This is a genomic window from Streptomyces sp. B6B3, from assembly GCF_039871525.1.
Classification (GTDB): Bacteria; Actinomycetota; Actinomycetes; order Streptomycetales; family Streptomycetaceae; genus Streptomyces.
The window spans coordinates 123,895-149,320 of sequence record NZ_JBDPLU010000008.1; the positions used below are offsets into that span (position 1 = coordinate 123,895).

Consider the following 25,426-nt stretch of genomic DNA (forward strand, 5'->3'; position numbering starts at 1 on the left):
CCCCCGCCAATGGAGGAAACATGGTCGGCATGGCCCCGCGGCACCCGGACGTGGCAGGCGTGGACCGAGGCGTGGGTCTGACCGCCCTCCTCGTCGCCGCGGCACGGGCGATCGAGACCCACCGCCACGACAGCCTGGCCCAGGACACCTACGCGGAACACTTCGTGCGTGCCGCCCCGGCGTGCGCGGACTGGCCGGTGCGCATCCAGCAGGTCCCGGACGGGGACGACGACCCGCTGTGGGGGCGCTTCGCCCGCTACTTCGGCCTGCGGACTCGGGTCCTCGACGACTTCCTCCTCCGGTCGGTCCGCGCGGGCGCTCGTCAAGTCGTCCTGCTGGGTGCCGGGTTGGATACCCGAGCCTTCCGGCTGGGCTGGTCCTCCGACTGCGTGGTCTTCGAGATCGACCGGCCGGGCGTCTTGGCGTTCAAGCACCAGGTGCTCACCCATCTGCCGGCCACCCCGCGGGTGAGGCGCGTCCCCGTGCCGGCCGACCTGTGCGCCGACTGGACCACCGCGCTGACCACCGCCGGCTTCGACCCGGCCGCGCCGAGCGTCTGGCTGGCCGAGGGACTGCTCTTCTACCTGCCGAGCCCCGCGGAGACGCGGCTCATCGACACGGTGGACCGGCTGGCCACCGCGGGCAGCGCACTGGCCTTCGAGGCCAAGCTGGAGAAGGACCTGCTGCGGTACCGCGACAGCGCGATCTACACGGCGACGCGCGAACAGATCGGCATCGACCTGCTCCATCTCTTCGACAAGGACCCACGACCCGACTCCGCCGGCGCCCTGACGGCCATGGGCTGGTCCATCCGGGTCCACACCCCCTTCGACTTCACCCACCAGCACGGACGCGGCCCTCTCCCCGAGCCGAACGACGCGCTGGAGGGCAACCGGTGGGTGTTCGCACACAGGCCCCGGCCATGACCTCCGCCCAGCGCCGCCATCCGGTACACCGCCCGGACCTTGCCGTGACCGCCGTCGTCACGAACCGGTCAGGGGGTGCGGGGTTTGCCGAACTCCTCGATCAACACGGGATACTGCTCCCCGCCGTGTCCGGCGGCGATCGCGCGGTCGGCCATCGCCTTGATCCACCTCGGCAGTTCGGCGTTCACCCCCACCGCCTCGCTCTCCGCGATCAGGTGATCCATCGCGCGCGCGTCGGTCTCCAAGGCCGACACCTCGGCCGGGAAGGAGCCGCTGTCGATCTGCTCGGCGTATCCAGGCAGCCAGGTGGCCACGACGGTGGCAAGCTGCTGCGCGAACGGCGCATACGTCGCGGCGTCGATCCCGGCCGTCCTGAGCAGGGCGGTGCCCTGAAGCCAGGCGTTCAGGACGCTCCACATCATGGCCAGGCCGGCGACGTCGTACAGGGACGCCAGCCCGTGGTCCGCCCCGAGGTAGGTGAGGGTGCCGAGCGCGTCGAGCGCCGGCTTGTGCGCCTCGAAGTCCGACCGCGGCCCGCTGTGCAGGATCACCGCTTCGGGCGTCCCGATCGCCGGCGGGATGGCCATGACGGCGCCGTCCAGGTAACGGGCACCGCGCCGCTCCGCCCAACGGGCGGCTTCCCTGGCCTGGGCGGAGTCGCCCGAGGTGAGGTTGACCAGCGTGGTGCCGGCCAGCTCGACATCGCTCGCGCCGAGCAACTCGTACACGACCTGGTAGTCGGCGACGCAGATGATCGTCAGGGAACCCGTCCCGAGCGCGTCGCCGACGGTCGGCGCCAGCCGCGCGCCCCGGGCCACCAGCTGGTCGGCCTTGGACGCCGTACGGTTCCACACGGTCGTGGGATGCCCGGCCTTCAGGAACGCGCCGGCGGATGCCTGACCCATCGGTCCGAGTCCGATGACGGTAACGGGTGTATCGGCTCTGTTGTTGTCGTCCATGGCACGATCGTCAACGTTGATGCCGGTGTGAAGGTCAAGCGAAGCTCAAGCGAGGTCTCGATGCGGATCGGGGAACTGAGTCGACGGACGGGCGTCAACGCCCATCAGCTCCGTTACTACGAGGCCCACGGCCTGCTCGAGGCGGGCCGCCGCACGAACGGCTACCGCGAGTACGACGAGAGCGCCGTGCTGCGGGTGAAGCAGATCCGGCACCTGCTGGGTGCCGGTCTGTCCTCCGAGGACATCGCGTACCTTCTGCCCTGCGCGGTCGGAGAGACTCCGGAACTGCTCGGATGCCCCGAACTGCTCGCCGCGATGCGGTCACGGCTGCAGCGACTGGACGATCAGATGAACAGACTCGCTCAGGCCCGCAGCGCCCTCGCCACCTACATCGACGCGGCCGAGCACCTGGGCAAGGAGACCTACCCACCCTGTGCCGATGCCGACCTCAAATCCTCGGCCTGAGCGGCCCGTCGTCCACGAGACCACCGTCGACGCCCTCGGCCTGGCCACGAACCTGGGGGATACGGAGCAGCACGCTGCACCGGGTTGGCAGCGACATCCTCATGCTCCTTGCTGAGGCGGAAAGGTCGGACCGCCTTAGCGTCGGTTCAGGAGCCCCGTCCTGTTGTTCGTGCGCGGTGAGTCCCGTCTGACGGGACTGCACGCGCACGATGTCCCGGTGATCAACGACCACATCCCCAGGACGGCCCGCCATCACCCGGCCAGGCCAAAGGCGGGCCGGCTGAGAGACGGACTGACAGTGGCGCCGACGGCGCCCTCTCTGCACCTCCCACTATCACGCGGCTACGATGCCTCCGGGATGCAACTTTGGGGGCGGTTGATGAGAATTCGTATCAGCATGGACGGGGCGGGCGCGGCCGAAGAGTTGCGCTCGTTGCGTGAATGGCTGAACGACACCCCCGAAGTCAGCCGGAACGCGATCATCTCCTGGGAGGCCTCTCCGCCGAAGGCGGGGCGGATGGGCACCGGGGCGATGGACTGGATCCAACTGGTCACGGGCAACGCCTGGAGCGCGGCCAGTTTCGCGTTGGCCTACGTGGCCTGGCGGCGCAGCCGCCGCGCCACTCCCACGGCGAGGATCGAGCACGACGGTGTCGTCCTGTCCTTGGACGGCGCCGACGACGAGACCATTGTCCGCATCACGCGCGCTCTCACACAGGAATAGCCGGACGTGGTACTCCCCGATCCCGACCGATCACGTGCTGTCCTCATCGGCGTCAGCAAGTACCGACACTTCGGCTCTCTCCCAGCCGTGCACAACAATGTGACGGCACTTAACGGGATGTTGACCTCATCCTTGTCCTGGACGCTGCCACAGAAGCACTGCACGGTCGTCCGCGACCCCAGGACGATCCCCGACGTTGTCGCACCGGTGGCGAAAGCGGCGCAGGAGACGACCGATACGCTCCTGGTCTACTTCGCCGGACACGGCTTCACGGACCCTGACGACGGCACACTCTGCCTGACGCTGGTCGACTCGCGGGCAGGCGAAAGCTACACGACCGTCCCCTACAACGAACTGCGCAAGCAGATTCGTCACGCCGGCACCCGTGCCCGGAGGCGGATCGTCGTCCTCGACTGCTGCTACGCCGCCAGCGCCTTTCCCCGCATGGCAGACCCGCGGACCGGGCTGGCGGATCTGGCCGCTGTCGAGGGCACGTACGTCATCGCGGCGGCCGGAGCCACCCAGGAAGCGCTGGCCGAGGACGGAGAAGGTCATACAGCCTTCACCGGCGCGCTGCTGCGTCTGCTTCGTCAAGGCATTGCTGGGGGCTCCGAGTTCCTGAGCCTGGACACGGTCTTCGTGCACCTGCACGCGGAGATGCTCGGGACGTCCCGTCCGCTGCCGCGCCGGATGGTCAGGGACTCCCCCGGAGACCTGGCGCTGGCCCGGAACCCGGCCGTTTCCCCGCGGGCCGCAGCGGAGCGACCCAACCAGATGACGGAGGATCCCCAGCCGGAGCGCCCGGTCGTTCCGCCAGCCGCGGGACGCACGTCCTTTCATCGCGTCGCCCCTCCCACGCCAAGGGGGTCGGTGCGCCGGTCGCGGTTCCCCTCGGCCAGGTCCATCCCACGTGTCCGACCCGCCCGAGGCCATTCACGAGGCAGGGACACAACGCGGTTCGCCCGCTTCCTCGTGGCCGGACTATCCATGCTCGGGTTACTGGCTCTGGGCCCGGCCACCCCCGCCCCGAATCCGTTCGGTGGTGCGGAACGTCGGGTTCTCTTCACCGATGACGAGAACAATGCCGATTCGGTGAAATTCAGCCCGGACGGCACCAGGATGGCCGTCCTTGACGTCGATGGCAGCACTGATCTGTGGGACCGGCCGGGGCGCCCGCGAACCGTTGCCTTGTCCGGCACGATCCAGCTGTGGGATCCCGTCACCGGTGCGCGCGTCGGCGGACCCATCCGTACCGATCACGCCCTCGATGTGATGTTCAGCGCGGACGGCACCGCACTGCTCAGCCGTGACGACATGGAGGACATGCTCCAGACGTGGAACACCACCAGCGGCGAGCGGATCGGTAATCCCATCATTACGGACGCTACCCCCCAAGGACTCAGCCGCGACGGCACCAAGCTGACCACCTCGAACGTCGATGAGGCGGGTGGCACACTTCAGCTGTGGGATACCGCAAGCGGCGAACAGATCGGCGAGGTCTCCATCGGGCCGGATGCCAGCTGGGTCGTCGGTCCTGACACCATCGTGGCCGTTCGATACCCGAACTCACTGGAGTTGTGGGACCTCGCCACCGGCACACCGGTCGGTGACCCCATCGACACCCAACACGCCCTTGAACTCGAGTTCAGCCAGGACAACTCCCTGGTGGCCGTTGAATACCCGAACTCACTGGAGCTGTGGGACCTCGCCAACGGCGAACAGGCCGACTTTCCCAACGACAGCTACGTCCCGCGCCTCGTGCTCATCCAGGATGGAACCGCGCTGGCCACCCTCGACGACGATGCCCGACTCCAGCTGTGGGACCTCGACACGGGCGGACCGGTCGGCTACCCCGTCGACACCGACGCCCCTGCCGTGGCGTTCAGCCCAAACAACGCCACGTTGGCCACCCTCGACGACGACGCCCGATGCCAGCTCTGGGACCTCGACACCGGCGAGCAGATCGGCGACTCCGTCGAAACCGGGGACGTGGTGTTCACCCAGGACGGCACCATGCTGGCCGCTTCCGCCCGCACCGATGGCACGGTGGAGTTGTGGCAGTGGCCCCCGGGCTAGTGTCCTGACCCAGGGAACCCAGCGGGAACCGGAGTGGAATCCTCCGGCCACCAGGGCGACCACGCGTGAAGTAACCACCTAGCTTAGGAGTGGGTACGGGCGAACGAGAGACCGTGAGCCGGAGCACGGCGGCGGGCCGCCACGAGTCCCTCACACGGCTGAGCGTTCTCGGTCCGTCCGCGAGATCCGCATACTCTTCGTCTTCGCCCCCGTCCGGCGGCGGTGCTCCTGGTCGCGGGCGACAAGGCCGGCAACTGGCGAGGCTGGTACTCGCCGATCTTGGAACCAGGGAGTACGAATGAACGCGGTCAGCTGGGAGGAGACCAAACGCAGAGCACGCGACCGTCGCGAAGCCGCTGGGCCGCCCGTGCGGTCCCCGGAGCAGAAGCGTGAGTCGATGGATCGGCCCGTCGCCGAGGTGCACGGCGGTCCACCCGAGCCGGTCAAGCGATGAGGCCGCATCCGTCCTAGCCGCGGGCCCGGTTGCGGGCCTTGCCGAGGAACCGCACTCCGCCGGTTCGTGGCAGTAGCTTCTTCAGGTGATCGATTCTCTCCCGCCCGGCGGCGCTGTGCTCGACGACGACGAACTGAATGCCCGTTGGGCGGACGCCTGGCGGCCGGAACAGGTCGCGGAGCGTTTGAGTGGCGTCGATGTGCCCTGGTACATCGCGGCGGGGTGGGCGCTGGATCTGTTCCGCGGGGACCAGTCACGGCCGCACGGCGATCTGGAGATCGCGGTTCCTGCGGCGGGGTTCGCGGAGGTCCGGGACCGCTTCCCCGAGTACGTGTTTGACGCGGTGGGCTCGGGGCGGATCTGGGCAGCGGCGGAAGCTGACGCGCTGGCGGTCACGCACCAGACCTGGCTGCGGGATCCCGCGAGCGGTCAGTTCCTGTTCGACGTCTTCCGCGAGCCCCACGAGGGCGGGACCTGGATCTGCCGGCGCGACAAGCGTCTGCGGCTGCCGTACGACACGATCATCGAACGGACGGCGGACGGGATCCCGTACCTGACACCAGAGCTGGTGCTGCTGTTCAAAGCGAAGGCACCGCGCCCCAAGGACCAGACGGACTTCGACGCGACCCTGCCGCTCCTGAGCCGGACGCGCCGGAACACCCTCAGCGGCTGGCTGAGGCGCGTACACCCCGGACACCCCTGGCTGGAGGAACTGACGCCTTCGTGACGCGGGCCGGCTTCCGCTGGTCCGGAGCGGGAACGCTCAGGGGACGTCGATCGCCAGGCACTCCTCCTCGCGGATGCTGCATCGTGCCAGCCCCGTCGGGCTTCCGTCGGTGTGCAACTCGGCGAGCAGCAGGTCATCGTCCTCCCAGGTCATGAGGAGGAGTTGCCGGTTGTCGGGTGGCTTCAGTGTGAGCTGTCGGCTGCCGTCGACCGTCTGCGCCGTGATCTCGGGGATCGTCTGGGACTCGCCGCCCCAGGCACCTCCGTACCCGAGCCAGGTGCCGGACGGATTGACCTCGACGTCTTCGCCCGGCAGCGTCCGCAACCGACTCAGCGTCCCCGAGTTGGTGGCCTCCGCCAGGTATGACGCATCGCGCTCGCCGTCCCTGGTGCTGTCGAACACGATCAGACCGGCGGTGGTGCTGCCCTGCACCCACTGGTCGGGCGCGGTGGTGTCGAGGTCGACAGTCTCGTTGCCCTCGGCCGCCAGCCACATCAGACGCCGGCTGTCACTCTCGAGGAAGACCTTGGTGTCCTCGGTGACCGCGACGACGCCGAGAGCGTTCGGATCGCCCGGCCCGGTCGCATCAATCTGCAGCGTGTTGACCGTCTCACCGGACTGCGTGTCGATGAGCAGCACCTGCCCGCCGTCCTGCGTGGTGCCGACCGCCAGCAGTCTGCCGTCGGGAGAGAGCCGGGGCTGCAAGATCACCGTGCCGGAGATGGCGTGTTCCTCGGCACCGGTGCCCCACCACCAGGTGTCGTCGTCGCGCTGCGCGGCCCAGGCGCCACCGGCCTGGTTCACGGTCCACCAGGTCCCGGGCAGTTGCTCTCCCCCGACGTACAAACGGCCGTCGAACACGTAGGGTACCGTCGGCGCGTCAGCAGTGAGGGGACGGACAGAGGGCCTCTCCGTGGCCGATGTCGCCGGCTGCGGTCTTCCCCCGTCCCGGTACGACAACACCACGGCGACCGCGCTCACGACGACGAGGGTCACGGCGGCGGCGACCAGCAGTGGCCGCCAGAGACGTTGGCTGCGGACCGGCTCCCGCGGCATGGGCGGACGTACCGGAACCCGCAGGTCGGAGGCAACCTCACGGAACTCACGCCTGAGGATCTCTTCGACGTCGACGTTCATGTTAGTTCTCCCTCCCGTCGGTGCGTTCTGAGTAGAGGGCGGCTCGCAACGCCTTGAGTGCGTGATGTGCGGTGGACTTCACGTTGCCGCGGGAGCAGTCGAGGACGTCGGCGATCTCCTGCTCGCTCAGATCCTCGTAGTAGCGCAGCACGATCACCGCGCGCTGGCGCGGCGGCAGTGACTTCACATGCGGCCAGAGCATCAACCGGTCCTCGGGCGCGTGCGGTGGCCGCGCGGCGTCGGGCTCGGGCGGGGTGTCGGTCAACAGCTCCAGCCGCCGCTTCTTCGGGCGGCGGCCCGACAAGAACACGTTGGTGAGCACGCGCCGCAAGTACGCGTCCAGCGAGTCCGACCGGATGACCCGCGACCAGGAGCGATACGCGTTCAACAACGTCTGCTGAGCGATGTCCTCGGCGTCTGCGTGGTTGCCGGTGAGCAGGTACGCGCTGCGGTACAGCGACGGCCAGATGACGCCGGCGTACGCCTCGAACGTCGGTGCGTTCATGCTGCTGGTCTCGGTGTGCATTGTCTTACGCCCCCCTTCATCTGGCCTGACTCCGGAGACGGTCATAAGGTTGGGTCAGCCGCGAGTGGCCCTGAACAGATCGACCCAGGCCAGCAGCGAGCGGACACGCACGGTGAGCGGCCTGGGCGAATCACAGAGAATCGTTGGTTCTGGCCCGCGGCTGTTGACACGCGGCCGGACTGGTCTGCGTGCACGGGGAATGGGCTGGTGGACATGTGCCCCGCACGCGACGGTCGGCCGTCCTGCCGCCGCAGATGCCGGCCGCGACGGTGGTGTTCCGGCACCGGCCGCAGCGGTCCTCGGATCCGGGGCGGATGTCCACCCGAGTCAGGGAGGGCGTGACCGCCACCGGCATCCTGCGCGGAGGCGGCGGCGGGCGCTGGACTCCACGGTGTTCGACGACGCGGTGGCCGCCCAGGACACGGTCACCCAGCTGATCTCGGCAGTCCGCCGGGTGATCCGAGAGGCGCCCGGCGCTGCCGACGTCGCCGCCGCGTACTGCACCGCTCACGACCAGGCCCACCGCCGCAGCTGCGCATGGAGCGGACCTGGCCCTGGGCCTCACCACCAGCTGGAAGCGGATCAATGACCTGACGACCCCGTCCGGCGCCCACACGCACCGAGACGGGGGAGCCCGTACCCCTCGAGCCCGTGGAAACCCGGCGCGGACCGCGGCGGCGGCGAAGGCCCCGCCTCAACCGAAGTGGAACACAACGGGTGAATCGCGGGACCGATCGGCGACCGGACCTCGCTGACGCATCGAGGCTGATGTCCGGCACATCGGTCGGCGGTGCCCCCTCATGTCAGGGAAGTTCCGTGTAGGCGGCGAAGCCGGTGAACACGTCGATGTTTCCGCCGGCCACCCAGAGCCGTCCGGCATCGGCGTCGGCACTGGTCAGCACGACGGCGTTCGTGGTCGGACTCGCGACCTGCACCAGGCGTGGACGCTCGGCGCCGAGCTTGGTCGTGAGCACCAGGGGGGTCGAGGCCCAGTCAGGATCGAGTTCCTCGCCGACGACGACGGGCTGTCCCTCGGCGATCGTCACGTCGTAGACCTGTGCCGAGACGTTCGGCGTCCGCACCTTGCTCCACTCCGTGCCGTCGTAGTGCCAGGCGATCGGCCGGATCGCGCCGTCGGTGGGCTGATGACCCGCCGCCCAGATGTCGGTGCTGTCGACAGCGGCGATGCCGCTCAGGATCTGCGATCCGTCAGCGGGGAACTCGTCGACCATGGTCCAGGAGATGCCGTCGAAGTGTGCCAGGCCGGGGTTGAGCGCCAGCCACGCGTCGTCGGGCGCCAGCACCGTCAGGCTGTTGCCGTTGATCGCGCCCTCGAGACCGTCGGCGTACTCGGTCCACTCGCCGTCGGCGTACTGGTACACGACAGCGGGTTCGGCGGAGCCGATCCGAGCCCAGCCGGTCACCCAGACAGTGCCTTCCGCATCGACGACGACGTCGTCGAACGCGCCGATCTCCGCCGGGCTCGGGATCTCCGCCCACGTCGCGCCGTCCCAGTGCGTCACCAGAGGACTGGTCGTTCCCTCGTCGGAACCGTCCCAGCCGACCGCCCAGACGTCGTCGGCAGCGGCGACGGCCACCCCCACCAGGTTGTCCCCCGAGACGTCCGGCGTCGCGTCGGTCCAGGCGTCGCCGTCACGACGCAGCGCCACCAGCCGCTCGCCGTTCTCGGAGCCGACGGCCCAGGCGGTACCGTCGGCGGCGTCGACGTCCTCGATCATGAGGCCGGGCTGGCCGATCGGCGTCTCGGTCCAGGTGTACGGATCGACGCTCGGCGCTGCCGCGCTCGAAGCTGGTATCCCCAACATCGCAGCCCAGACGAGCGTCAGAGCCGAGGCTCCGATCGCCCACCGCAGGCGTCTAGCCGGCAGACCTCGATCTTCGATCCGCGCTACCGTCACGTTCGACATCCACACTCCACTGATCACAGGCACGTCCGGCGACGGAGCCTTCTGAAGTTATTGATGCGGCCGCAGGGGCTGTCGGTTGTGCGTGGTAGCAAAGGTGTTGGGTCTCCACGTTCGTTCTCGCGCGCCAACGTGCATGTAGAAGTCGTGGTCTGGCGCTCGCCCTTGGCGGGGCCAGCGACCACCAGCCAGTGGACGCCGGGCGCCGGCGTCCGCGTGTGGGGGGTGGCGTGGTCGAGGTGGTCCTGGACGTCCTTGGCGGTGGCGCCGTGGGCGTAGAGGAACATGGCGGAGGCGGCGCGTAGGTCGTGCCAGCGCAGGTCGGGGCGTCGCCCTGCCGCCGCGTGGCGTACGTCCCTGGCGCTGCGTACCGCCGTTTCCCGTGGGTGTAGCGAACCGCCACCGGCCCGACGGCAATCGATCAATCCCACCTCGTGCCCGACGCCGACGCACACTTGCCTCCCGCCTCCGTAGCCCGGCAATCAGCCATGGCTGGTCCATCACCGCAACGGCGGTGCGGGCCGGCTTGTGCTTGGTCTGAGGCAGCTGGGAGGAGACCAAGCGCAGGGCACGCGAGCGTCGCGAAGCCGCTGGGCTGCCCGTGCGGTCCCCGGAGCAGAGGCGTGAGTCGATGGATCGGCTCGTCGCCGAGGTGCGACCCACCGACTTGCCGAGATCCGCCGGGAACAGGCCCTGGCACAGCGAGCGGTTGCCGACGCCATGGGCGTGTCCGCTTCCCGAGTGTCGGCGATCGAACACGGAGACGTCAGCCATACCGCGCTGGCAACGCTCCGCTCCTACGTAGAGGCCCTCGGCGGCCAACTGCGCGTCGTAGCCGACTTCGTCGACGCGGAGTTCACCGTCGCCTGACCTCATCTGGCACGCGGCTCACGAACCGGCCTGGACAACACCACGGCCCAGGTGGGGGATTGGGTCCCTGACCTGGGCCTTCAACGTTGGAGCGGGCGACGGGAATCGAACCCGCGCTCTGAGCTTGGGAATCACCGCGCCCCTCGGTCCTCACAGCCCACCTGGCCTGGCCAAACACCGCCCGGCGAGCACTCCTGGCCCACCCGCGGAGGCCCGTGGTTGACCCCGATTCCCCACCCCATCGGGCACCCATCGGGCACGGTCTCCGGGGGAGGCGGGCGGCTCGCCCGCTGTCTCCACTGCGCTCCAGGCGGCGAGCCTACTCGTCGAGTGAGCTGAGGACGAGCAGGGCTCGGACGGGGTGAGTCGGCGATCGAGACATTGGCTAGTCAGGCTGTTTGACCAGCATGGTTCTGATATTCTGAAGCCATGAGAACGATGAGTGCGAGTGAGGCGTCCAGAAACTTCGCCTCGGTGTTGGACCAGGCGGAGCACGGTGAAACGATCGTGATCACCCGCAATGGCAGGCGTCTGGCGGTCCTCGGCCCTGTGCCGAGTGGGAACGGGGCCGAGCTCGCTGACGTACTGGAGCGGCACGCCACGGACCTGGATAAGGACTTCGCGTCCGACGTGATGGGGACCCGGGAACTGCTGACTCTGGAGGACCCATGGGACGGGTGATTCTCGATACCGGTGTCCTCGCCGCTGCTGATCGCGGTCGAGTGGAGTTGGCTGAGCTGCTGCGCACGCGGGACGACGATGTCTCCATTGCCGCGGTCACCGCGGCCGAGTTGCTTCAGGGCGTGGAACTCGCGGGCGACGAACTCATCGCACGCCGCCGCCAGGCGTTCGTCGACGCGGTGCTCGCCGTGGTCCCCGTGGACGACTACACGTTGGACGTGGCCCGGGCGCACGCCCGCCTGCTGGCTCACGTCCGCAGGTCGGGTAAGCCTCGTGGCGCGCATGATCTGATCATCGCGGCGACCGCCGTCGTCACCAACCGGACGTTGATCACCACCGACGTCAAGGCGAACTTCGACGAACTGCCTGGCATCACCGTGGAGGCGGTCGGCCTCCCTTAGCTCAGGGCAGTGGGCGCTGAAGCATGCGGACTCAACACGACCACTGTCTTCACGCTCCAGACCGATTGCGCGTCTCCCCGACGCCGGGGGATCGTGCGCGGTGAGTCCCGTACGACGGGACTGCGCGCGCACGTCGCTCTCGTGGTCGACAACACCCACGCAGGAGCGAGGCCGCCTCACCAGATCGCGATGTCACCGAGTGACCAACCGCGCGGCGGTACTTCTGACCCCTCACAGGCACGCGACCCTGGATCGGTCCGGACAACACGACGGCCCAGGTTGGGGATTGGGTCCCTGACCTGGGCCTTCAACGTTGGAGCGGGCGACGGGAATCGAACCCGCGCTCTGAGCTTGGGAAGCTCATGTTCTACCATTAAACTACGCCCGCGCGCGCCGGCTGAGCCGGTGGCGTGGGGGTCAGCTTAGCGCATCTCAGACGCGGGTGCGGTGGAAGTTCAGGTAGGACCGGGACGGGGTGGGGCCGCGTTGGTCCTGGTAGCGGGACCCGACGCCGGAGGATCCGTACGGGCGCTCGGCCGGCGTCTCCAGGCGGAACAGGCAGAGTTGGCCGATCTTCATCCCCGGCCAGAGCTTGATCGGCAGCGTCGCCACGTTGGACAGCTCCAGCGTGACGTGTCCGGAGAAGCCCGGGTCGATGAAGCCGGCCGTGGAGTGGGTCAGGAGGCCGAGGCGGCCCAGGGAGCTCTTGCCCTCGAGGCGTGACGCGATGTCGTCGGGCAGCGTGATGACCTCGTAGCTGGAGGCCAGGACGAACTCTCCCGGGTGGAGGATGAACGGCTCCTCGCCCTCCGGCTCGATCATGCGTGTCAGGTGCGGCTGCTCGACCGAGGGGTCGATGTGGGGGTAGCGGTGGTTCTCGAACACCCGGAAGTAGCGGTCCAGCCGCACGTCGATGCTGGACGGCTGGATCATCGTCGGCTCGAACGGTTCGATACGCACCCTGCCCGCGTCGAGCTCGGTTCGGATGCACTTGTCTGACAGAAGCACGCCCCGAGCCTAGTCCAGCGCAACCCCGAGAGGCCGGGAGCCCCGCCGCCACCCATCGGCAGTGTGATCGTTATACGGGTGACGGAGGGAGAAGGACATGTGGTCAGGCAGGGCGGTGGCGGCGTTGGCCGCAGGGGCGTGTGTGGTGGTGGGTGGGGGTGCGACCGGGGCGTACGCGGTGTTGGACGAGCCCGCCCAGGAGGCGGAGCGGTACGCCGAGACGCGGTTGTTGTTCGGGACGGCGCGGCCGGAGGGTGGGGAGCCGGTGAGTGAGGCGGAGTTCCGGCGGTTCGTGGACGAGGTGGTCACGCCGCGCTTTCCCGAGGGGCTGACCGTGCAGCAGGGGTACGGGCAGTGGCGGGACGCCCACGGGGTGGTCGAGGAGGAGGCGTCGTACGAGCTGACGCTCCTCTACCCGGTCGCGGACGCGGAGGCCAGCGACCGGGAGATCGAGGAGGTCAGGGACGCGTATGTGAGGGGGTTCGGGCAGGAGGCCGTCGCGAGGGTCGATGACACCGTCCTCGTCGACTTCTGAGCACCCGGAACGCCCGGAACACCCGGAACGTTCGGAGCGCTCAGAGCGTGCCGAGCTTGACCAGCGCGAGTATCGCCAGGAGTTGGATCGAGGAGGCCGCGAGCGCGCGCGGCCAGGCGATCTCGTGGGATCGGCTGACCATCATGGTGAAGAGCAGGCCCGCGCCCAGCCAGGTGGCCCAGCCGATCACCTGCACCACGGGGTCGGCGCCGCCGAGGAAGAGGGCGACGGCGAGCCGGGGCACGTCGGTCAGCGTCATGATCAGCATGGCCAGGCCCGCGGTCGGCGCCCACAGGCCGTTGCCGCCGAACTGCCGGGCCAGGTTGTGCGTGACCGTGCCGAGCAGCAGCGCGCCGCCCATCATGACGGCGCCCGTGACCAGCAGGTACGGCGCCAGGGTCGAGGTCGTCGTGTCGAGGACCGACTCCCGCGCGCTGTCGAGGCCGAAGACGGCGACCAGGCCGTAGAGGAACGTGACGATGAGCGCGGGCCACCACATGCTGTAGTCCCGCATGCGCCAGAAGGTGGCGCTGGGACGGAACACGATGCCGCTCAGCAGCTCCTTCCAGTGCAGCGGGGGCGGCGGAGGAGCGGGCGGCGGAGCCTGCGGATCGGGGCCCGGCTCGTCGTAGTACCCGGGCCCGGCGGGGCCAGGGCTGCCGTACGGAGCCTGCTGCTGGTACGACGGGTCGCCGCCGCCGTACGGATACGGCTGCGGGGGCTGCTGGGGATGCTGCTGCGGGTACTGCTGCCCGTACGGATCGTCGGGCTGCCTTCGGAAACGGGCCACGCTTACGAACGTACCTTCTCCGGCTCGTCGGCGTCCTTCGTCTTGACCGAGTCCAGCAGCAACTGCGCCACATCGACGACCCGTACGCGCTCGGCCTGCTCCCCACGGGCGTTGACGGAGTCGCTCAGCATCACGAGGCAGAAGGGGCAGGCGGTGGAGACGATGTCGGGGTTGAGGGAGAGGGCCTCGTCGACCCGTTCGTCGTTCACCCGCTTGCCGATCCGCTCCTCCATCCACATCCGGGCGCCGCCGGCGCCGCAGCAGAAGCCGCGCTCCTTGTGCCGGTGCATCTCCTCGTTGCGCAGGCCCGGCACGCGGCCGATGATCTCGCGCGGCGGGGTGTAGACGTTGTTGTGGCGGCCGAGGTAGCACGGGTCGTGGTACGTGACCAGGCCGTCGACGGGGGTGACCGGCACGAGCTTGCCGGCGTCCACCAGGTGCTGCAGCAGCTGCGTGTGGTGGATCACCTCGTAGACGCCGCCGAGCTGCGGGTACTCGTTGGCGATGGTGTTGAAGCAGTGCGGGCAGGTGGTGACGATCTTCTTCGTGGCGGACTCGCCGAACGCCTCGTTGAGCGTCTCCACGTTCTGCTGGCCGAGCTGCTGGAAGAGGAACTCGTTGCCGAGGCGCCGGGCCGAGTCGCCGGTGCAGGTCTCCTCGCCGCCCATGATCGCGAAACGGGTGCCGGCGATGTGCAGCAGCTCGGCGAACGCCTTGGTGGTCTTCTTCGCGCGGTCCTCCAGGGCGCCGGCGCAGCCGACCCAGTAGAGGTAGTCGACCTCGGTGAGGTCCTCGACGTCCTGGCCGAGCACGGGGACGTCGAACGACACCTCCTTGGTCCACTCCAGGCGCTTCTTCTTCGCCAGGCCCCAGGGGTTGCCCTTGCGCTCCAGGTTCTTCAGCATCGTGCCGGCCTCGGACGGGAAGGACGACTCGATCATCACCTGGTAGCGGCGCATGTCCACGATGTGGTCGACGTGCTCGATGTCCACCGGGCACTGCTCGACGCAGGCGCCGCAGGTGGTGCAGGACCACAGCACGTCGGGGTCGATGACGCCGTTCTCCTCCGCGGTGCCGACCAGCGGCCGGTCCAGCACGCCGGCGCCGTCGCCGGTCGCGCCGGCCACGCCCGGGTCGGAGCCGGCGCCGGCGCCGCCGGCCGCGGCGCCCGCGAGCAGGTACGGCGCGGTGGCGTGCGCGTGGTCGCGCAGCGACATCACCAGCAGCTTCGGGGAGAGCGGCTTGCCGGTGTTCCAGGCCGGGCACTGCGACTGGCAGCGGCCGCACTCCGTGCAGGTGGAGAAGTCGAGCAGGCCCTTCCAGGAGAAGTGTTCGATCTTCGAGACGCCGAACTGGGTCTCCTCGCCGTCTTCCTCCTCGTCCTCGAACACCGTCTCGAAGTCGATCGGCTTGCCGCCCGAGGTCATCGGCTGGAGCGGGCCGAGCGCGGGGGCGCCGTCCGCGTTCCGCTTGAACCAGATGTTGGGGAACGCCAGGAAGCGGTGCCAGGCGACGCCCATGTCGGTGCGCAGGCCGAGGGTGATGGCCCAGATCGCGGTGGTGGCGAGCTTGATCATCGCCACCAGGTAGACCAGGTTCTGCAGGGTGCCGGTGGAGAGGCCGTCGAACGCGACGGCCAGCGGGTACGAGACGAGGTACCCGGCCTCGTAGCCTCCGTCGGGCCCGGCCACCCCGTGCAGCGTGCCCTCCAGGGCCCGCAGCACCAGGATGCAGAGGCCGATGATCACGATGACGTACTCGACGAAGTACGCCTGCCAGGCCGTGGAGCCGGTGAAACGGGACTTGCGGCCGGCCCGGGACGGCAGGCTCAGCAGCCGGATGGTGATCAGGGTGAGGATGCCGAGCACGGTCAGCGCCGAGATCAGCTCGACGTAGACCTCGTACGGCGCGAAGCCGCCGAGCACCGGAAGGGTCCAGTCGGCCTCGAAGAGCTGGCCGATCGCCTGGACGATGGTCAGCGCCAGGGTGAGGAAGCCGATCGCCACGAACCAGTGGGCGACGCCGACGACGCCCCAGCGGTTCATCCGGGTGTGGCCGAGGAACTCGCGGGCCAGGGTGAGCGTGCGCCGCCCCGGCTCGTCGGCGCGGGTGCCGGCGGGGACCGGCTGGCCCAGCCGTAGCGAGCGGACGATGTGCGCGACGGCCCGGCCGAACAGTGCCACGGCGACCGCGCCGAGCACCAGCGTGACGACGATGGCGACGAGCTGCATGGCGACTCCTCGAACCTCCGGACGGACGCGAGCTTGCACGATAGCTCAGCTGCGAAGATCTTACTAGTCGGTAACTTAACGGGTCCAGTCGAGGGGTGCGCATGCGCCGATCGCGGGGAAACATGCGCAAATCATCACGAATGTCTTATAGCCGCCCTACGGTTGCCTGGATGAACGGCCAGAGAGCGGATGGCGCCGAGGCGGGCCCGGACCCCGGCGCGGACGCGGCGGCGGGCGATGGTGACGGCGCGACACGCGAACTGACGCGCGGCGGACTCACGCGCACCGGCGTGCTGCGCACGGGGATGCCGCGCGTCGGAATGACGCGGGGTCAGAAGGTGCTGTGGTGGACGCTGCTGGCGTTCGGCGTGCTGCTGGCGATCGCCGCCGGCACCGCGCTGTGGGCGTACCAGCGGCTCGACGACAACATCCGCACCGACCACGCCGCGGCCGAGGCCCTCGACCGGCACGCGGCCGACCGGCCGGCGGCCGGGGCCAACGACGGGCGCAACATCCTGATCATCGGCTCGGACTGGGGCTCGGCCCCGGGCAGCGCGCGGTCGGACACGGTGCTGCTGCTGCACCTGTCTGCGGACGGTGAGCGCGCCGAGATGGTGAGCATGCCGCGCGACGTGGTGGTGGACATCCCCGCCTGCCAGGCGTGGAACGGCGAGCAGCACGAGGCGGCGCGTGCGCAGTTCAACTGGGCCTACCAGTTCGGCGGCGCCGGGTGCACGATCCGCGCCTTCGAGGGGTTCTCCGACGTCCGCATCGACCACCATCTGGTGCTGGGCTTCGAGGGGTTCGTGGACGCGGTCGACGCGGTGGGCGGGATCGAGATCGTGCTGGACGAGGCCGAGCACGACCCGAACGTGGGACACGACCAGCCGGCGGGGCGTCAACTGCTCGACGGGGAGGAGGCGCTGGCGTACGTCAGGGCCCGGGTCTACGTCGGCGACGGCAGCGACCTGAACCGGCTGGCGCGGCAGCAGGAGTTCCTCCACCTGCTCTACGAGAAGGCGCTGAACGACGGCCTGGTCGCCAACCCCACCCGGCTGTACCCGCTGCTGGACGCGATGACGTCGGCCGTGACCGCCGATCCGGGACTCGACTCGCTGCCGCAGTTGTACGGGCTGGCCGAGGACGTCCGCGAGGTGCCGGAGGGCGGGCTGTCCTTCCACACGGTGCCGACGGTGCCGCATCCGAGCCAGGACAGCCGTCTGCTGCTCGACCAGCCGGCCGCGGACCGGCTCTTCGACGCGCTGCGCGCGGACCAACCACTGACGGGCCTGGCCGACTGAGCGCCTGGCCGAACGAGGCCCTGGCAGACTGAGGCGCGATGGCCCGAGGAACGAGCGATTCACGTGAAACCCGGGAGCCCCGCGTCCGGCTGCGCCGGGCGTACGACCCGCCGGAGCGGGCGGACGGCCTGCGGGTGCTGGTCGACCGGCTGTGGCCGCGCGGGCTGGCCAGGGCCGAGGCGCACGTCGACGAGTGGCCGAAGGAGATCACCCCGTCCGCGGAGCTCCGCCGCTGGTATCACGCGGCCGCGGACCGGCAGCGGGCCTGGGCCGAGTTCCGCGAACGGTACCGGGTCGAGCTGGCCGGGTCGGACGCGGCCGGCGAGGCCCTGGAGCGGCTGCGCGAACGGGTGCGCTCCGGCCAGGTGACGCTGCTGACCGCGGTCCGCGACCCGGAGTACGGCCACGCCGCCGTGCTCGCCGAACTCCTCACCGAGCCGGGCGCCCGCCGGGCGACCTCCTGAGCGGCCTACCCGCGGCATGCGTTGAGATGCGGGCCCCGAGGCCGCGTGCTCGCATGGAGAAATGATCGTCAGCATCATTGGCGCCGGCCGCATGGCCCGCGGCCTCGCGACCCGCGCCCTCTCCGGGGGGCACACCGTCCGGCTGATCGACCGCAGTCACAAGAAGGCGGCCGATCTCGCCGACGAACTGCGCGGCATGCTCCTCGGGGCCGACGTCCACGCCTCGGACGCCATCGGCGTGGAGGACGCCGACGTCGTGGTGCTGGCGCTGCCGTACCCGGCCGGCCGTGACGTGGTCGCCGACTACGGGACCGCGCTCACCGGCTCCGTTCTCGTCGATATCTGCAATCCGGTGGACTTCTCCACGCTCGACTCGCTGGTGGTGCCGCCCGGCACCTCGGCCGCCGAGCAGATCGCGGCCGAGGCGGCGCCGGGCGCCCCGGTGGTGAAGGCGTTCAACACCACCCTCGCCAGCACCCTGGTGTCGGGCCAGACCATGGGCCGGCCGCTGGACGTGCTGATCGCCGGAGACGAGCCGGAGGCCAAGCTGACCGTCGCCGAGCTGGCCTCCTCCGGCGGGATGCGCCCGCTGGACATGGGGCCGCTGCGCCGGGCCAGGGAGCTGGAGGGCCTCGGCCTGCTCCACATCTCCGTCCAGGAACCGCTCGGCCTGAACTGGTCGAGCGCCATCAAGATCCTTCCCTGAGAGCAGAGGGGCGGGTGCCCTGAATGCGGTACACCGATGTGCGGTTCGTGACAGAAACAACCAGATTGGGTGCCATGTCTGGTCCAGGGTCAGCGGCGGGGTCGGGGGCGGAGTCGGGGTCCGGGGCGGAGTCGGGGGCGGAGGCGGGATCAGAGCCGACGCCCGGGTCGTCCGGTGGGCCCGCGAGCGGTCCGGCGAGGGGTCCGGCGATGGGGGCACCTCCCAGGCCCTCAGGGCCTGGGGGAGGGTCGGGAGCCGGGTCCGGGCCGGGGTCGGCGGGGCCGTCCCGGCGGCGCCGGCCGGGGCCTCGCCGGGGCGCGGTCTGGACCGCGATGCTGGCCGTGCTGCCGCTGGCCCTGCTGGCGACCTGGGTGGTGCCCACGGTCTCCGGGCCGCCGATATCCGTGGAGAAGAAACGCCCGCGGGCGGCCGAGCGCCGGCCCACTGCGCCGCGCCCGATGATCATCAGCCGGGCCGAATGGGGCGCGGACGACAGCCTGCGCACCGAGCCCGTGACGTACACGGGCGCGCCGCAGGCGGCGTTCGTCCACCACACCGGGCATCCGGACGACTACGACTGCGCGGACGTGCCGGCCATGCTGCGCGCGATGCAGGTCGACCACGTGCTGGGGCAGGGCTGGGACGACCTCGGCTACAACTTCGTCGTCGACAAGTGCGGGACCATATACGAGGGGCGCGCCGGCGGCATCGACCGTTTCGTGCTCGGCGCCCACACCACCGGCTTCAACCACGACAGCGTCGGCATAGCGGCGCTCGGCGACTTCAGCTACGTGGAGACCCTGCCCGAGCCGCTGCTGGCCTCCATAGCGAGCATCGCGGCGTGGAAGCTGAGCTCGGAGAGCGACCCGCTGGGGCAGGTGCGGCTGGTGTCCACGAACGACGCCAGCCGGTACGCCGAGGGCACGGCGGCCGTGGTCGACGTGATAGCCGGGCACCGCGACATCTTCTACACGCACTGCCCCGGCGACCCGCTCTACGCGGCGCTCCCCGACATCCGCGACCGCGTCGTGGCGCTGCGTGCCGAGGCGGCGGCCGCGGCGGACCGGTCGGGCGACTCCCCGGCCTCGGCGGAAGGCGCCGAACCGGACCGGACCACCCAACCTGACGACCCCACGGAGTCCGCCGAGTCCTACGGGTCCGCCGAGCCCGCCGAGCCCGAGGGGTCCGACCAGACCGCCGGGCCCGTCGACCCCGACGACCCCGCCGGGCCGGCCCGGCCCGACGATCCGGCGCAGCCCGCCCGTCTGTCCACGGGCGTCCCGTAAGTGCAGGTGCGTCCGCAGGGCCGCCCGCTGCCCGAGCCGCTGCCGCCCGGCCCGGTCGGCAGCGGCGGCCAGCTGCTTCCGCGCTGGCTCCGGGTCCTGCCGCTGGTGCTCTTCGTGGTGCTCGCCGTGCTGGAGCCGGTCACGCCGACCTGGGCGCAGCTGAGCACCCTCCTCGCCGCCCTGCCGCCGCTCGCCGGGCTGATCTACGGGCCGCGCCGGACCGCGCTGCTCGGCGCCGGGGTGGTGCTGGTGCTGGTGCTGCCGAAGACCCGGGCGCCGCACATCAGCAGCGGCGACCTGGCGGCGGTCACCGCGGTCGCCGTGTTCAGCGTGCTGGTCGCCTGGGTGCGGTCGCGGTACACCCGAAACCTGGTGGTGTTCCGCAGCGTCGCCGAGGCCGCCCAGCGCGCGGTGCTGCCGCCGCTGCCGCCCAGGGTCGGCCCGGTGCGGTGCGCCGGCCTCTACCGGCCGGCGCTGCGCGCCACGCTGGTCGGCGGCGATCTCTACGACGTGCGCGCCGGCCCGTTCGGCGTGCGGGCGTTGGTCGGCGACGTGCGGGGGCACGGGCTGGCCGCGGTCGGCACGGTCGCGGCGGTGCTCGGGGCCTTCCGGGAGGCCGTGCTGGACGAGCCCGACCTGCGCCGGGTGGCGGCGCGGCTCGACCGGCGGCTGACGGTGGACGCGGCGGCGGTCGGGGACACCGAGCTGTTCGCCACGGCGCTGCTGCTGGAGCTGGCGCTGGACGACGGCGAGGTGCGCATGGTGAGCTTGGGGCATCCCCCCGCGCTGCTGCTCCGCGACGGCGGCCTGCGGGAGCTGGGGGTGGAGCCGGCGCCGCCGCTGGGCGCCGCCGGCAGGACGGAGTTCCGGGTGACCGCGACGCCGCTGCGGGCGGGGGACGTGGTGCTCGGATACACCGACGGGGTGATCGAGGCCCGGGACGCGCGAGGCGCGTTCTACCCGTTCACCGAGCGGCTCGCCGCCCGGCTCGCGGAGCGGGGCGTGCCCGCGCCGGAGGAGCTGGTGGGCAGCGTCTGGCGGGACCTGGTGGCGTGCGTGGGCGTCATCACGGACGACGTCGCGCTGCTGGCGCTGCGACCCGAGTCCACTTCCGCCGACACCGGCGGCGCACGCGCCGCGTGACCAGCGGTTTCGCCGGGGTGAGCACGGCAGGTGGAAAAGAGTTGAGCCTGGTGCGCTCAGGCTATTTGACGCGCCCCGGTGACCTGATGCACTCTTGAGCCTGTCCCACTCAAGCACCCGAGCAAGCCGCGATCGACGCGAGCGAGCAGCTGGAGGAAATCGACATGGCACGTGCGGTCGGCATCGACCTGGGCACGACGAACTCCGTCGTCAGTGTTCTCGAAGGCGGTGAGCCCACCGTCATCACCAACGCCGAGGGCGCCAGGACCACGCCGTCCGTTGTGGCCTTCGCGAAGAACGGCGAGGTGCTGGTCGGCGAGGTCGCCAAGCGCCAGGCCGTCACCAACGTCGAGCGGACGATCCGTTCGGTCAAGCGCCACATGGGCACCGACTGGCGGATCAAGATCGACGACAAGGACTTCAATCCGCAGCAGATCAGCGCGTTCATCCTGCAGAAGCTGAAGCGGGACGCCGAGGCGTACCTGGGCGAGAAGGTCGCGGACGCGGTCATCACCGTCCCGGCGTACTTCAACGACCACGAGCGGCAGGCCACCAAGGAGGCCGGCGAGATCGCCGGTCTGAACGTGCTGCGCATCGTCAACGAGCCGACCGCCGCCGCCCTGGCGTACGGGCTGGAGAAGGAGGACCAGACGATCCTGGTCTTCGACCTCGGCGGCGGCACCTTCGACGTCTCGCTGCTGGAGATCGGCGACGGCGTGGTCGAGGTGAAGGCGACCAACGGTGACAACCACCTCGGTGGTGACGACTGGGACCAGCGCGTCGTCGACTACCTGGTCAAGCAGTTCCAGTCGGCGCACGGCGTGGACCTGGGCAAGGACAAGATGGCGCTCCAGCGGCTCCGGGAGTCGGCGGAGAAGGCCAAGATCGAGCTGTCCTCGTCCACCGAGACGACGATCAACCTGCCCTACATCACGGCCTCGGCCGAGGGCCCGCTGCACATGGACGAGAAGCTCACCCGGGCGCAGTTCCAGCAGCTGACCTCCGACCTGCTGGAGCGCTGCAAGACCCCGTTCCACAACGTGATCAAGGACGCCGGCATCCAGCTGTCCGAGATCGACCACGTGGTCCTGGTGGGCGGCTCGACCCGGATGCCCGCCGTCGCCGACCTGGTGAAGAACCTGACCGGCGGCAAGGAGGCCAACAAGGGCGTCAACCCGGACGAGGTCGTGGCCATCGGCGCCAGCCTCCAGGCCGGCGTGCTCAAGGGCGAGGTCAAGGACGTCCTGCTGCTCGACGTCACCCCGCTGTCCCTCGGCATCGAGACCAAGGGCGGCATCATGACCAAGCTCATCGAGCGCAACACCACGATCCCGACCAAGCGCTCGGAGATCTTCACCACGGCCGAGGACAACCAGCCGTCGGTGCAGATCCAGGTGTACCAGGGCGAGCGCGAGATCGCCGCGTACAACAAGAAGCTGGGCATGTTCGAGCTGACCGGGCTGCCCCCGGCGCCGCGCGGCGTCCCGCAGATCGAGGTCACCTTCGACATCGACGCCAACGGCATCATGCACGTCTCCGCCAAGGACCTCGGCACCGGCAAGGAGCAGCGGATGACCGTCACCGGCGGCTCCGCGCTGCCGAAGGACGACATCGAGCGGATGATGCGCGACGCCGAGCAGTACGCGGAGGAGGACAAGCGCCGCCGCGAGGCCGCCGAGACGCGGAACCAGGCGGAGCAGCTCGTCTACACCACGGAGAACTTCCTCAAGGAGAACTCCGAGAAGGTGCCGGCCGAGGTGAAGACCGAGGTCGAGACGGCCATCTCCGACCTGAAGGAGAAGCTGAAGGGCGAGGACACCGGCGCCATCCGCGAGGCGTCCGAGACGCTCGCCGCCACCAGCCAGAAGCTGGGCCAGGCGATGTACGCCGACGCGCAGGCGGCGCAGTCCGCCGGTGCCGGCGGCGGCGCGGCCGGCGGCCCGGGTGCCGGCGGCCAGGCGGGCGGCGACGAGGACGTCGTGGACGCGGAGATCGTGGACGACGAGAAGCCGAAGGGTGGTGCCGCGTGACTCAGGACCCGCAGGGCTTCGACAAGGAGCCCGAGGTCCCCGACGCCGAGGCGGCCAGCCCCGACGCGCCGGCCGAGTCCGTCGGGGATTCCCCGGCCCACGAAAGCCCGACCACCGGCACCGGTAACGGCGGCGGCAAGGGCGGGGAGGCGTCGGCCGGGGACTCCCCGGCCGGGGCCGGCCCCCGCTCCGAGTCGCACGGCGCCGACGTCCAGCAGGTCGCCCTCACCGCCCAGCTGGACCAGACCCGCACGGCGCTGAATGAGCGCACCAAGGACCTGCAGCGGCTCCAGGCGGAGTTCCAGAACTACCGCCGCCGGGTCGAGCGGGACCGGATCGCGGTGCGCGAGATGGCCGTGGCCAACCTGCTCACCGAGCTGCTGCCGGTGCTCGACGACATCGGTCGTGCCCGGGACCACGGCGAGCTGGTCGGCGGCTTCAAGCAGGTCGCCGAGGCGCTGGAGACCGTGGCGGCGAAGATGGGCCTCATGCAGTTCGGCAAGGAGGGCGAGCCCTTCGACCCGACCGTGCACGAGGCGTTGATGCACAGCTATTCGCCGGACGTCACCGAGACCACGTGCGTGCAGATCCTCCAGCCGGGGTATCGCATCGGCGAGCGGACGATCCGACCGGCCCGCGTCGGGGTCGCGGAGCCGCAGCCGGGCGTGCAGCGCGCCGAGGGCGACTCCAAGGAGGAGCGCGCCGAGGACGAGGACGCGGCGGACGGCGAGCGGTCCGAGCCGGAGAGCGAGCCGGAGCTGAAGGAGAACGGTGGCCCGGACAAGGGCTGAGGCCGCGGCTGAGGCGACGGTGCCCGCCGACGAGCGGGTCGGCGGGCGTGTGGGGAAGGAGGGACGCCGGGGATGAGCACGAAGGACTTCATCGAGAAGGACTACTACAAGGTCCTCGGCGTCCCGAAGGACGCCACCGAGGCGGAGATCAAGAAGGCGTACCGCAAGCTCGCCCGCGAGTACCACCCGGACGCCAACAAGGGCGACGCCCGGGCGGAGGAGCGCTTCAAGAACGTCTCCGAGGCCTACGACGTGCTCGGCGACGCCAAGCGCCGCAAGGAGTACGACGAGGCGCGCGCCCTCTTCGGGAGCGGCGGGTTCCGTCCGGGTCCCGGCGGGGGCGGTCAGTTCAACTTCGACCTCGGCGACCTCTTCGGCGGGCCGACGGGCGGTCCCGGTCCCGGCCCGGGTGGCGGCGCCGCCGGCGGCTTCGGCGGTGGCGGCATCGGCGACGTGTTCGGCGGGCTGTTCAACCGCGGCGGGCCGGGCACCCGGACCTCGCCGCGCCGCGGCCAGGACATCGAGTCCGAGGTGACGCTGAGCTTCACCGAGGCCGTGTCCGGGGCCACGGTGCCGCTGCGGATGTCGTCCTCGGCCGCCTGCAAGACGTGCTCAGGTACCGGCGACAAGAACGGCACGCCGCGCGTGTGCCCGACCTGTGTCGGCACCGGGCAGGTCAGCCGCGGCGGGGGCGGCGGGTTCTCGCTCACCGACCCGTGCGTGGACTGCCGGGGCCGCGGGCTGATCGCCCAGGACCCGTGCACGGTCTGCCGCGGCAGCGGCCGGGCCACCAGCTCCCGCACCATGCAGGTCCGCATCCCGGCGGGCGTCTCCGACGGGCAGCGGATCCGGCTGCGCGGCAAGGGCGCGCCGGGCGAGCGCGGCGGGCCGAACGGCGACCTCTACGTCGTGGTGCACGTCGACAAGCACCCCGTCTTCGGACGCCGTGGTGACAATCTGACCATCACCGTGCCGGTGACCTTCCCCGAAGCGGCGCTCGGTGGTGAGATCAAGGTGCCGACCCTGGGTGGCGGCCCGGTCACCCTCAAGCTGCCGCCCGGGACGCCGGGTGGCCGCACGATGCGGGCGCGCGGCAAGGGCGCGGTGCGCAAGGACGGCACCAGGGGCGACCTGCTGGTGACCATAGAGGTGGTCGTCCCGCGCGAGCTGGACGACCGTGCGCGGAAGACCCTGCAGAGCTACCGCGACGCGGCCGGCGACGAGGACCCTCGGACCGCGCTGTTCGAGGCCGCGAAGGGAGAGTAGCGAG

24 protein-coding genes, 1 tRNA gene and 2 pseudogenes are annotated in these 25,426 nt (G+C 70.4%); 19 read left to right on the plus strand and 8 right to left on the minus strand.

All coding sequences use genetic code 11. The features are described 5' to 3' along the window. The first annotated feature begins 20 nt into the window (after positions 1-20). Entirely contained in the window at positions 21-926 is a 906-nt protein-coding gene (locus tag ABGB06_RS18440) for a class I SAM-dependent methyltransferase (RefSeq protein ID WP_347590664.1), read from the plus strand. 68 nt (positions 927-994) lie between these two features. Here the strand turns inward: ABGB06_RS18440 and ABGB06_RS18445 are convergent, their stop codons facing one another. Then, positions 995-1,885, minus strand: a complete 891-nt coding sequence (locus ABGB06_RS18445) for an NAD(P)-binding domain-containing protein (RefSeq protein WP_347590666.1) — start codon at positions 1,883-1,885, stop codon at positions 995-997. Between the two features lie 60 nt (positions 1,886-1,945). On the opposite strand from ABGB06_RS18445, the gene ABGB06_RS18450 reads away from it, so the two are divergent. From ABGB06_RS18450 to ABGB06_RS18470, 5 genes and pseudogenes are all read left to right on the plus strand, one after another. After that, a complete protein-coding gene (locus ABGB06_RS18450; protein WP_347590668.1) occupies positions 1,946-2,350 on the plus strand; it encodes a MerR family transcriptional regulator in 405 nt (134 codons plus the stop codon). A gap of 379 nt (positions 2,351-2,729) precedes the next feature. Then, on the plus strand, positions 2,730-3,074 hold the full coding sequence (locus ABGB06_RS18455; protein WP_347590670.1) for a hypothetical protein: 345 nt from the start codon (positions 2,730-2,732) through the stop codon (positions 3,072-3,074). A gap of 6 nt (positions 3,075-3,080) precedes the next feature. After that, complete coding sequence (locus tag ABGB06_RS18460) at positions 3,081-5,150, plus strand: caspase family protein (RefSeq protein WP_347590672.1); 2,070 nt, start codon at positions 3,081-3,083, stop codon at positions 5,148-5,150. Positions 5,151-5,331: 181 nt separating this feature from the next. Then, positions 5,332-5,420: pseudogene (locus ABGB06_RS18465) on the plus strand (addiction module toxin RelE); the annotation flags it as partial. Between the two features lie 299 nt (positions 5,421-5,719). After that, positions 5,720-6,331 carry a hypothetical protein gene (locus tag ABGB06_RS18470; RefSeq protein ID WP_347590674.1) on the plus strand — a complete coding sequence of 204 codons (612 nt, stop codon included), beginning with the start codon at positions 5,720-5,722 and terminating at the stop codon, positions 6,329-6,331. Between the two features lie 36 nt (positions 6,332-6,367). On the opposite strand, the gene ABGB06_RS18475 is transcribed toward ABGB06_RS18470, so the two are convergent. Both ABGB06_RS18475 and ABGB06_RS18480 read right to left on the minus strand, forming a co-directional pair. Beyond that, positions 6,368-7,468, minus strand: a complete 1,101-nt coding sequence (locus tag ABGB06_RS18475; protein ID WP_347590676.1) for a hypothetical protein — start codon at positions 7,466-7,468, stop codon at positions 6,368-6,370. Position 7,469: 1 nt separating this feature from the next. Then, a complete protein-coding gene (locus tag ABGB06_RS18480; protein ID WP_347590678.1) occupies positions 7,470-7,973 on the minus strand; it encodes a SigE family RNA polymerase sigma factor in 504 nt (167 codons plus the stop codon). A 347-nt stretch (positions 7,974-8,320) separates the two neighbouring features. Here ABGB06_RS18480 and ABGB06_RS18485 point away from each other — a divergent pair. Then, positions 8,321-8,505, plus strand: a pseudogene (locus ABGB06_RS18485) (IS5/IS1182 family transposase); the annotation flags it as partial. Positions 8,506-8,797: 292 nt separating this feature from the next. On the opposite strand, the gene ABGB06_RS18490 reads toward ABGB06_RS18485, so the two are convergent. Beyond that, a complete protein-coding gene (locus ABGB06_RS18490; protein WP_347590680.1) occupies positions 8,798-9,922 on the minus strand; it encodes a hypothetical protein in 1,125 nt (374 codons plus the stop codon). Between the two features lie 717 nt (positions 9,923-10,639). On the opposite strand from ABGB06_RS18490, the gene ABGB06_RS18495 reads away from it, so the two are divergent. The 3 genes from ABGB06_RS18495 (at position 10,640) to ABGB06_RS18505 (ending at position 11,871) form a co-directional block, all read left to right on the plus strand. Then, a complete protein-coding gene (locus ABGB06_RS18495; protein WP_347590682.1) occupies positions 10,640-10,789 on the plus strand; it encodes a hypothetical protein in 150 nt (49 codons plus the stop codon). 429 nt (positions 10,790-11,218) lie between these two features. Next, positions 11,219-11,470, plus strand: coding sequence for a type II toxin-antitoxin system prevent-host-death family antitoxin (locus ABGB06_RS18500; RefSeq protein ID WP_347590684.1), 252 nt, complete (start codon positions 11,219-11,221; stop codon positions 11,468-11,470). Then, on the plus strand, positions 11,458-11,871 hold the full coding sequence (locus tag ABGB06_RS18505; protein ID WP_347590686.1) for a PIN domain-containing protein: 414 nt from the start codon (positions 11,458-11,460) through the stop codon (positions 11,869-11,871). Before ABGB06_RS18500 ends, ABGB06_RS18505 begins: the two co-directional genes overlap by 13 nt. Before the next feature lie 314 nt (positions 11,872-12,185). On the opposite strand, the gene ABGB06_RS18510 is transcribed toward ABGB06_RS18505, so the two are convergent. After that, a tRNA-Gly gene (locus tag ABGB06_RS18510) sits at positions 12,186-12,259 on the minus strand. Positions 12,260-12,303: 44 nt separating this feature from the next. After that, positions 12,304-12,879, minus strand: coding sequence for a dCTP deaminase (gene dcd / locus ABGB06_RS18515; protein WP_347590688.1), 576 nt, complete (start codon positions 12,877-12,879; stop codon positions 12,304-12,306). 97 nt (positions 12,880-12,976) lie between these two features. On the opposite strand from dcd, the gene ABGB06_RS18520 reads away from it, so the two are divergent. After that, positions 12,977-13,414 (plus strand): DUF3574 domain-containing protein, encoded by a 438-nt coding sequence (locus ABGB06_RS18520; protein WP_347590690.1) that lies wholly within the window; start codon positions 12,977-12,979, stop codon positions 13,412-13,414. Positions 13,415-13,454: 40 nt separating this feature from the next. On the opposite strand, the gene ABGB06_RS18525 is transcribed toward ABGB06_RS18520, so the two are convergent. Further along, positions 13,455-14,204, minus strand: a complete 750-nt coding sequence (locus ABGB06_RS18525) for a Yip1 family protein (protein WP_347590692.1) — start codon at positions 14,202-14,204, stop codon at positions 13,455-13,457. Positions 14,205-14,206: 2 nt separating this feature from the next. Beyond that, positions 14,207-16,435, minus strand: a complete 2,229-nt coding sequence (locus ABGB06_RS18530; protein ID WP_347590694.1) for a (Fe-S)-binding protein — start codon at positions 16,433-16,435, stop codon at positions 14,207-14,209. Between the two features lie 170 nt (positions 16,436-16,605). Here ABGB06_RS18530 and ABGB06_RS18535 point away from each other — a divergent pair, with 170 nt between their 5' ends. From ABGB06_RS18535 to dnaJ, 8 genes are all read left to right on the plus strand, one after another. After that, positions 16,606-17,736, plus strand: coding sequence for an LCP family protein (locus ABGB06_RS18535; RefSeq protein WP_347590696.1), 1,131 nt, complete (start codon positions 16,606-16,608; stop codon positions 17,734-17,736). A gap of 38 nt (positions 17,737-17,774) precedes the next feature. Continuing rightward, the gene (locus ABGB06_RS18540) at positions 17,775-18,200 is read left to right on the plus strand and encodes a DUF488 family protein (protein ID WP_347590698.1); all 426 of its coding nucleotides are present in this window, start codon (positions 17,775-17,777) and stop codon (positions 18,198-18,200) included. A gap of 61 nt (positions 18,201-18,261) precedes the next feature. Beyond that, the gene (locus ABGB06_RS18545) at positions 18,262-18,906 is read left to right on the plus strand and encodes an NAD(P)-binding domain-containing protein (RefSeq protein WP_347590700.1); all 645 of its coding nucleotides are present in this window, start codon (positions 18,262-18,264) and stop codon (positions 18,904-18,906) included. 332 nt (positions 18,907-19,238) lie between these two features. Continuing rightward, on the plus strand, positions 19,239-20,192 hold the full coding sequence (locus tag ABGB06_RS18550) for an N-acetylmuramoyl-L-alanine amidase (protein WP_347590702.1): 954 nt from the start codon (positions 19,239-19,241) through the stop codon (positions 20,190-20,192). Positions 20,193-20,198: 6 nt separating this feature from the next. Then, positions 20,199-21,335, plus strand: a complete 1,137-nt coding sequence (locus ABGB06_RS18555) for a PP2C family protein-serine/threonine phosphatase (protein ID WP_347590704.1) — start codon at positions 20,199-20,201, stop codon at positions 21,333-21,335. 164 nt (positions 21,336-21,499) lie between these two features. Continuing rightward, entirely contained in the window at positions 21,500-23,365 is a 1,866-nt protein-coding gene (gene dnaK / locus ABGB06_RS18560) for a molecular chaperone DnaK (RefSeq protein ID WP_347590706.1), read from the plus strand. Beyond that, positions 23,362-24,156 (plus strand): nucleotide exchange factor GrpE, encoded by a 795-nt coding sequence (gene grpE / locus ABGB06_RS18565; protein ID WP_347590708.1) that lies wholly within the window; start codon positions 23,362-23,364, stop codon positions 24,154-24,156. Before dnaK ends, grpE begins: the two co-directional genes overlap by 4 nt. Before the next feature lie 72 nt (positions 24,157-24,228). After that, entirely contained in the window at positions 24,229-25,422 is a 1,194-nt protein-coding gene (dnaJ, locus tag ABGB06_RS18570; protein ID WP_347590710.1) for a molecular chaperone DnaJ, read from the plus strand. The last annotated feature ends 4 nt before the right edge of the window (positions 25,423-25,426 follow it).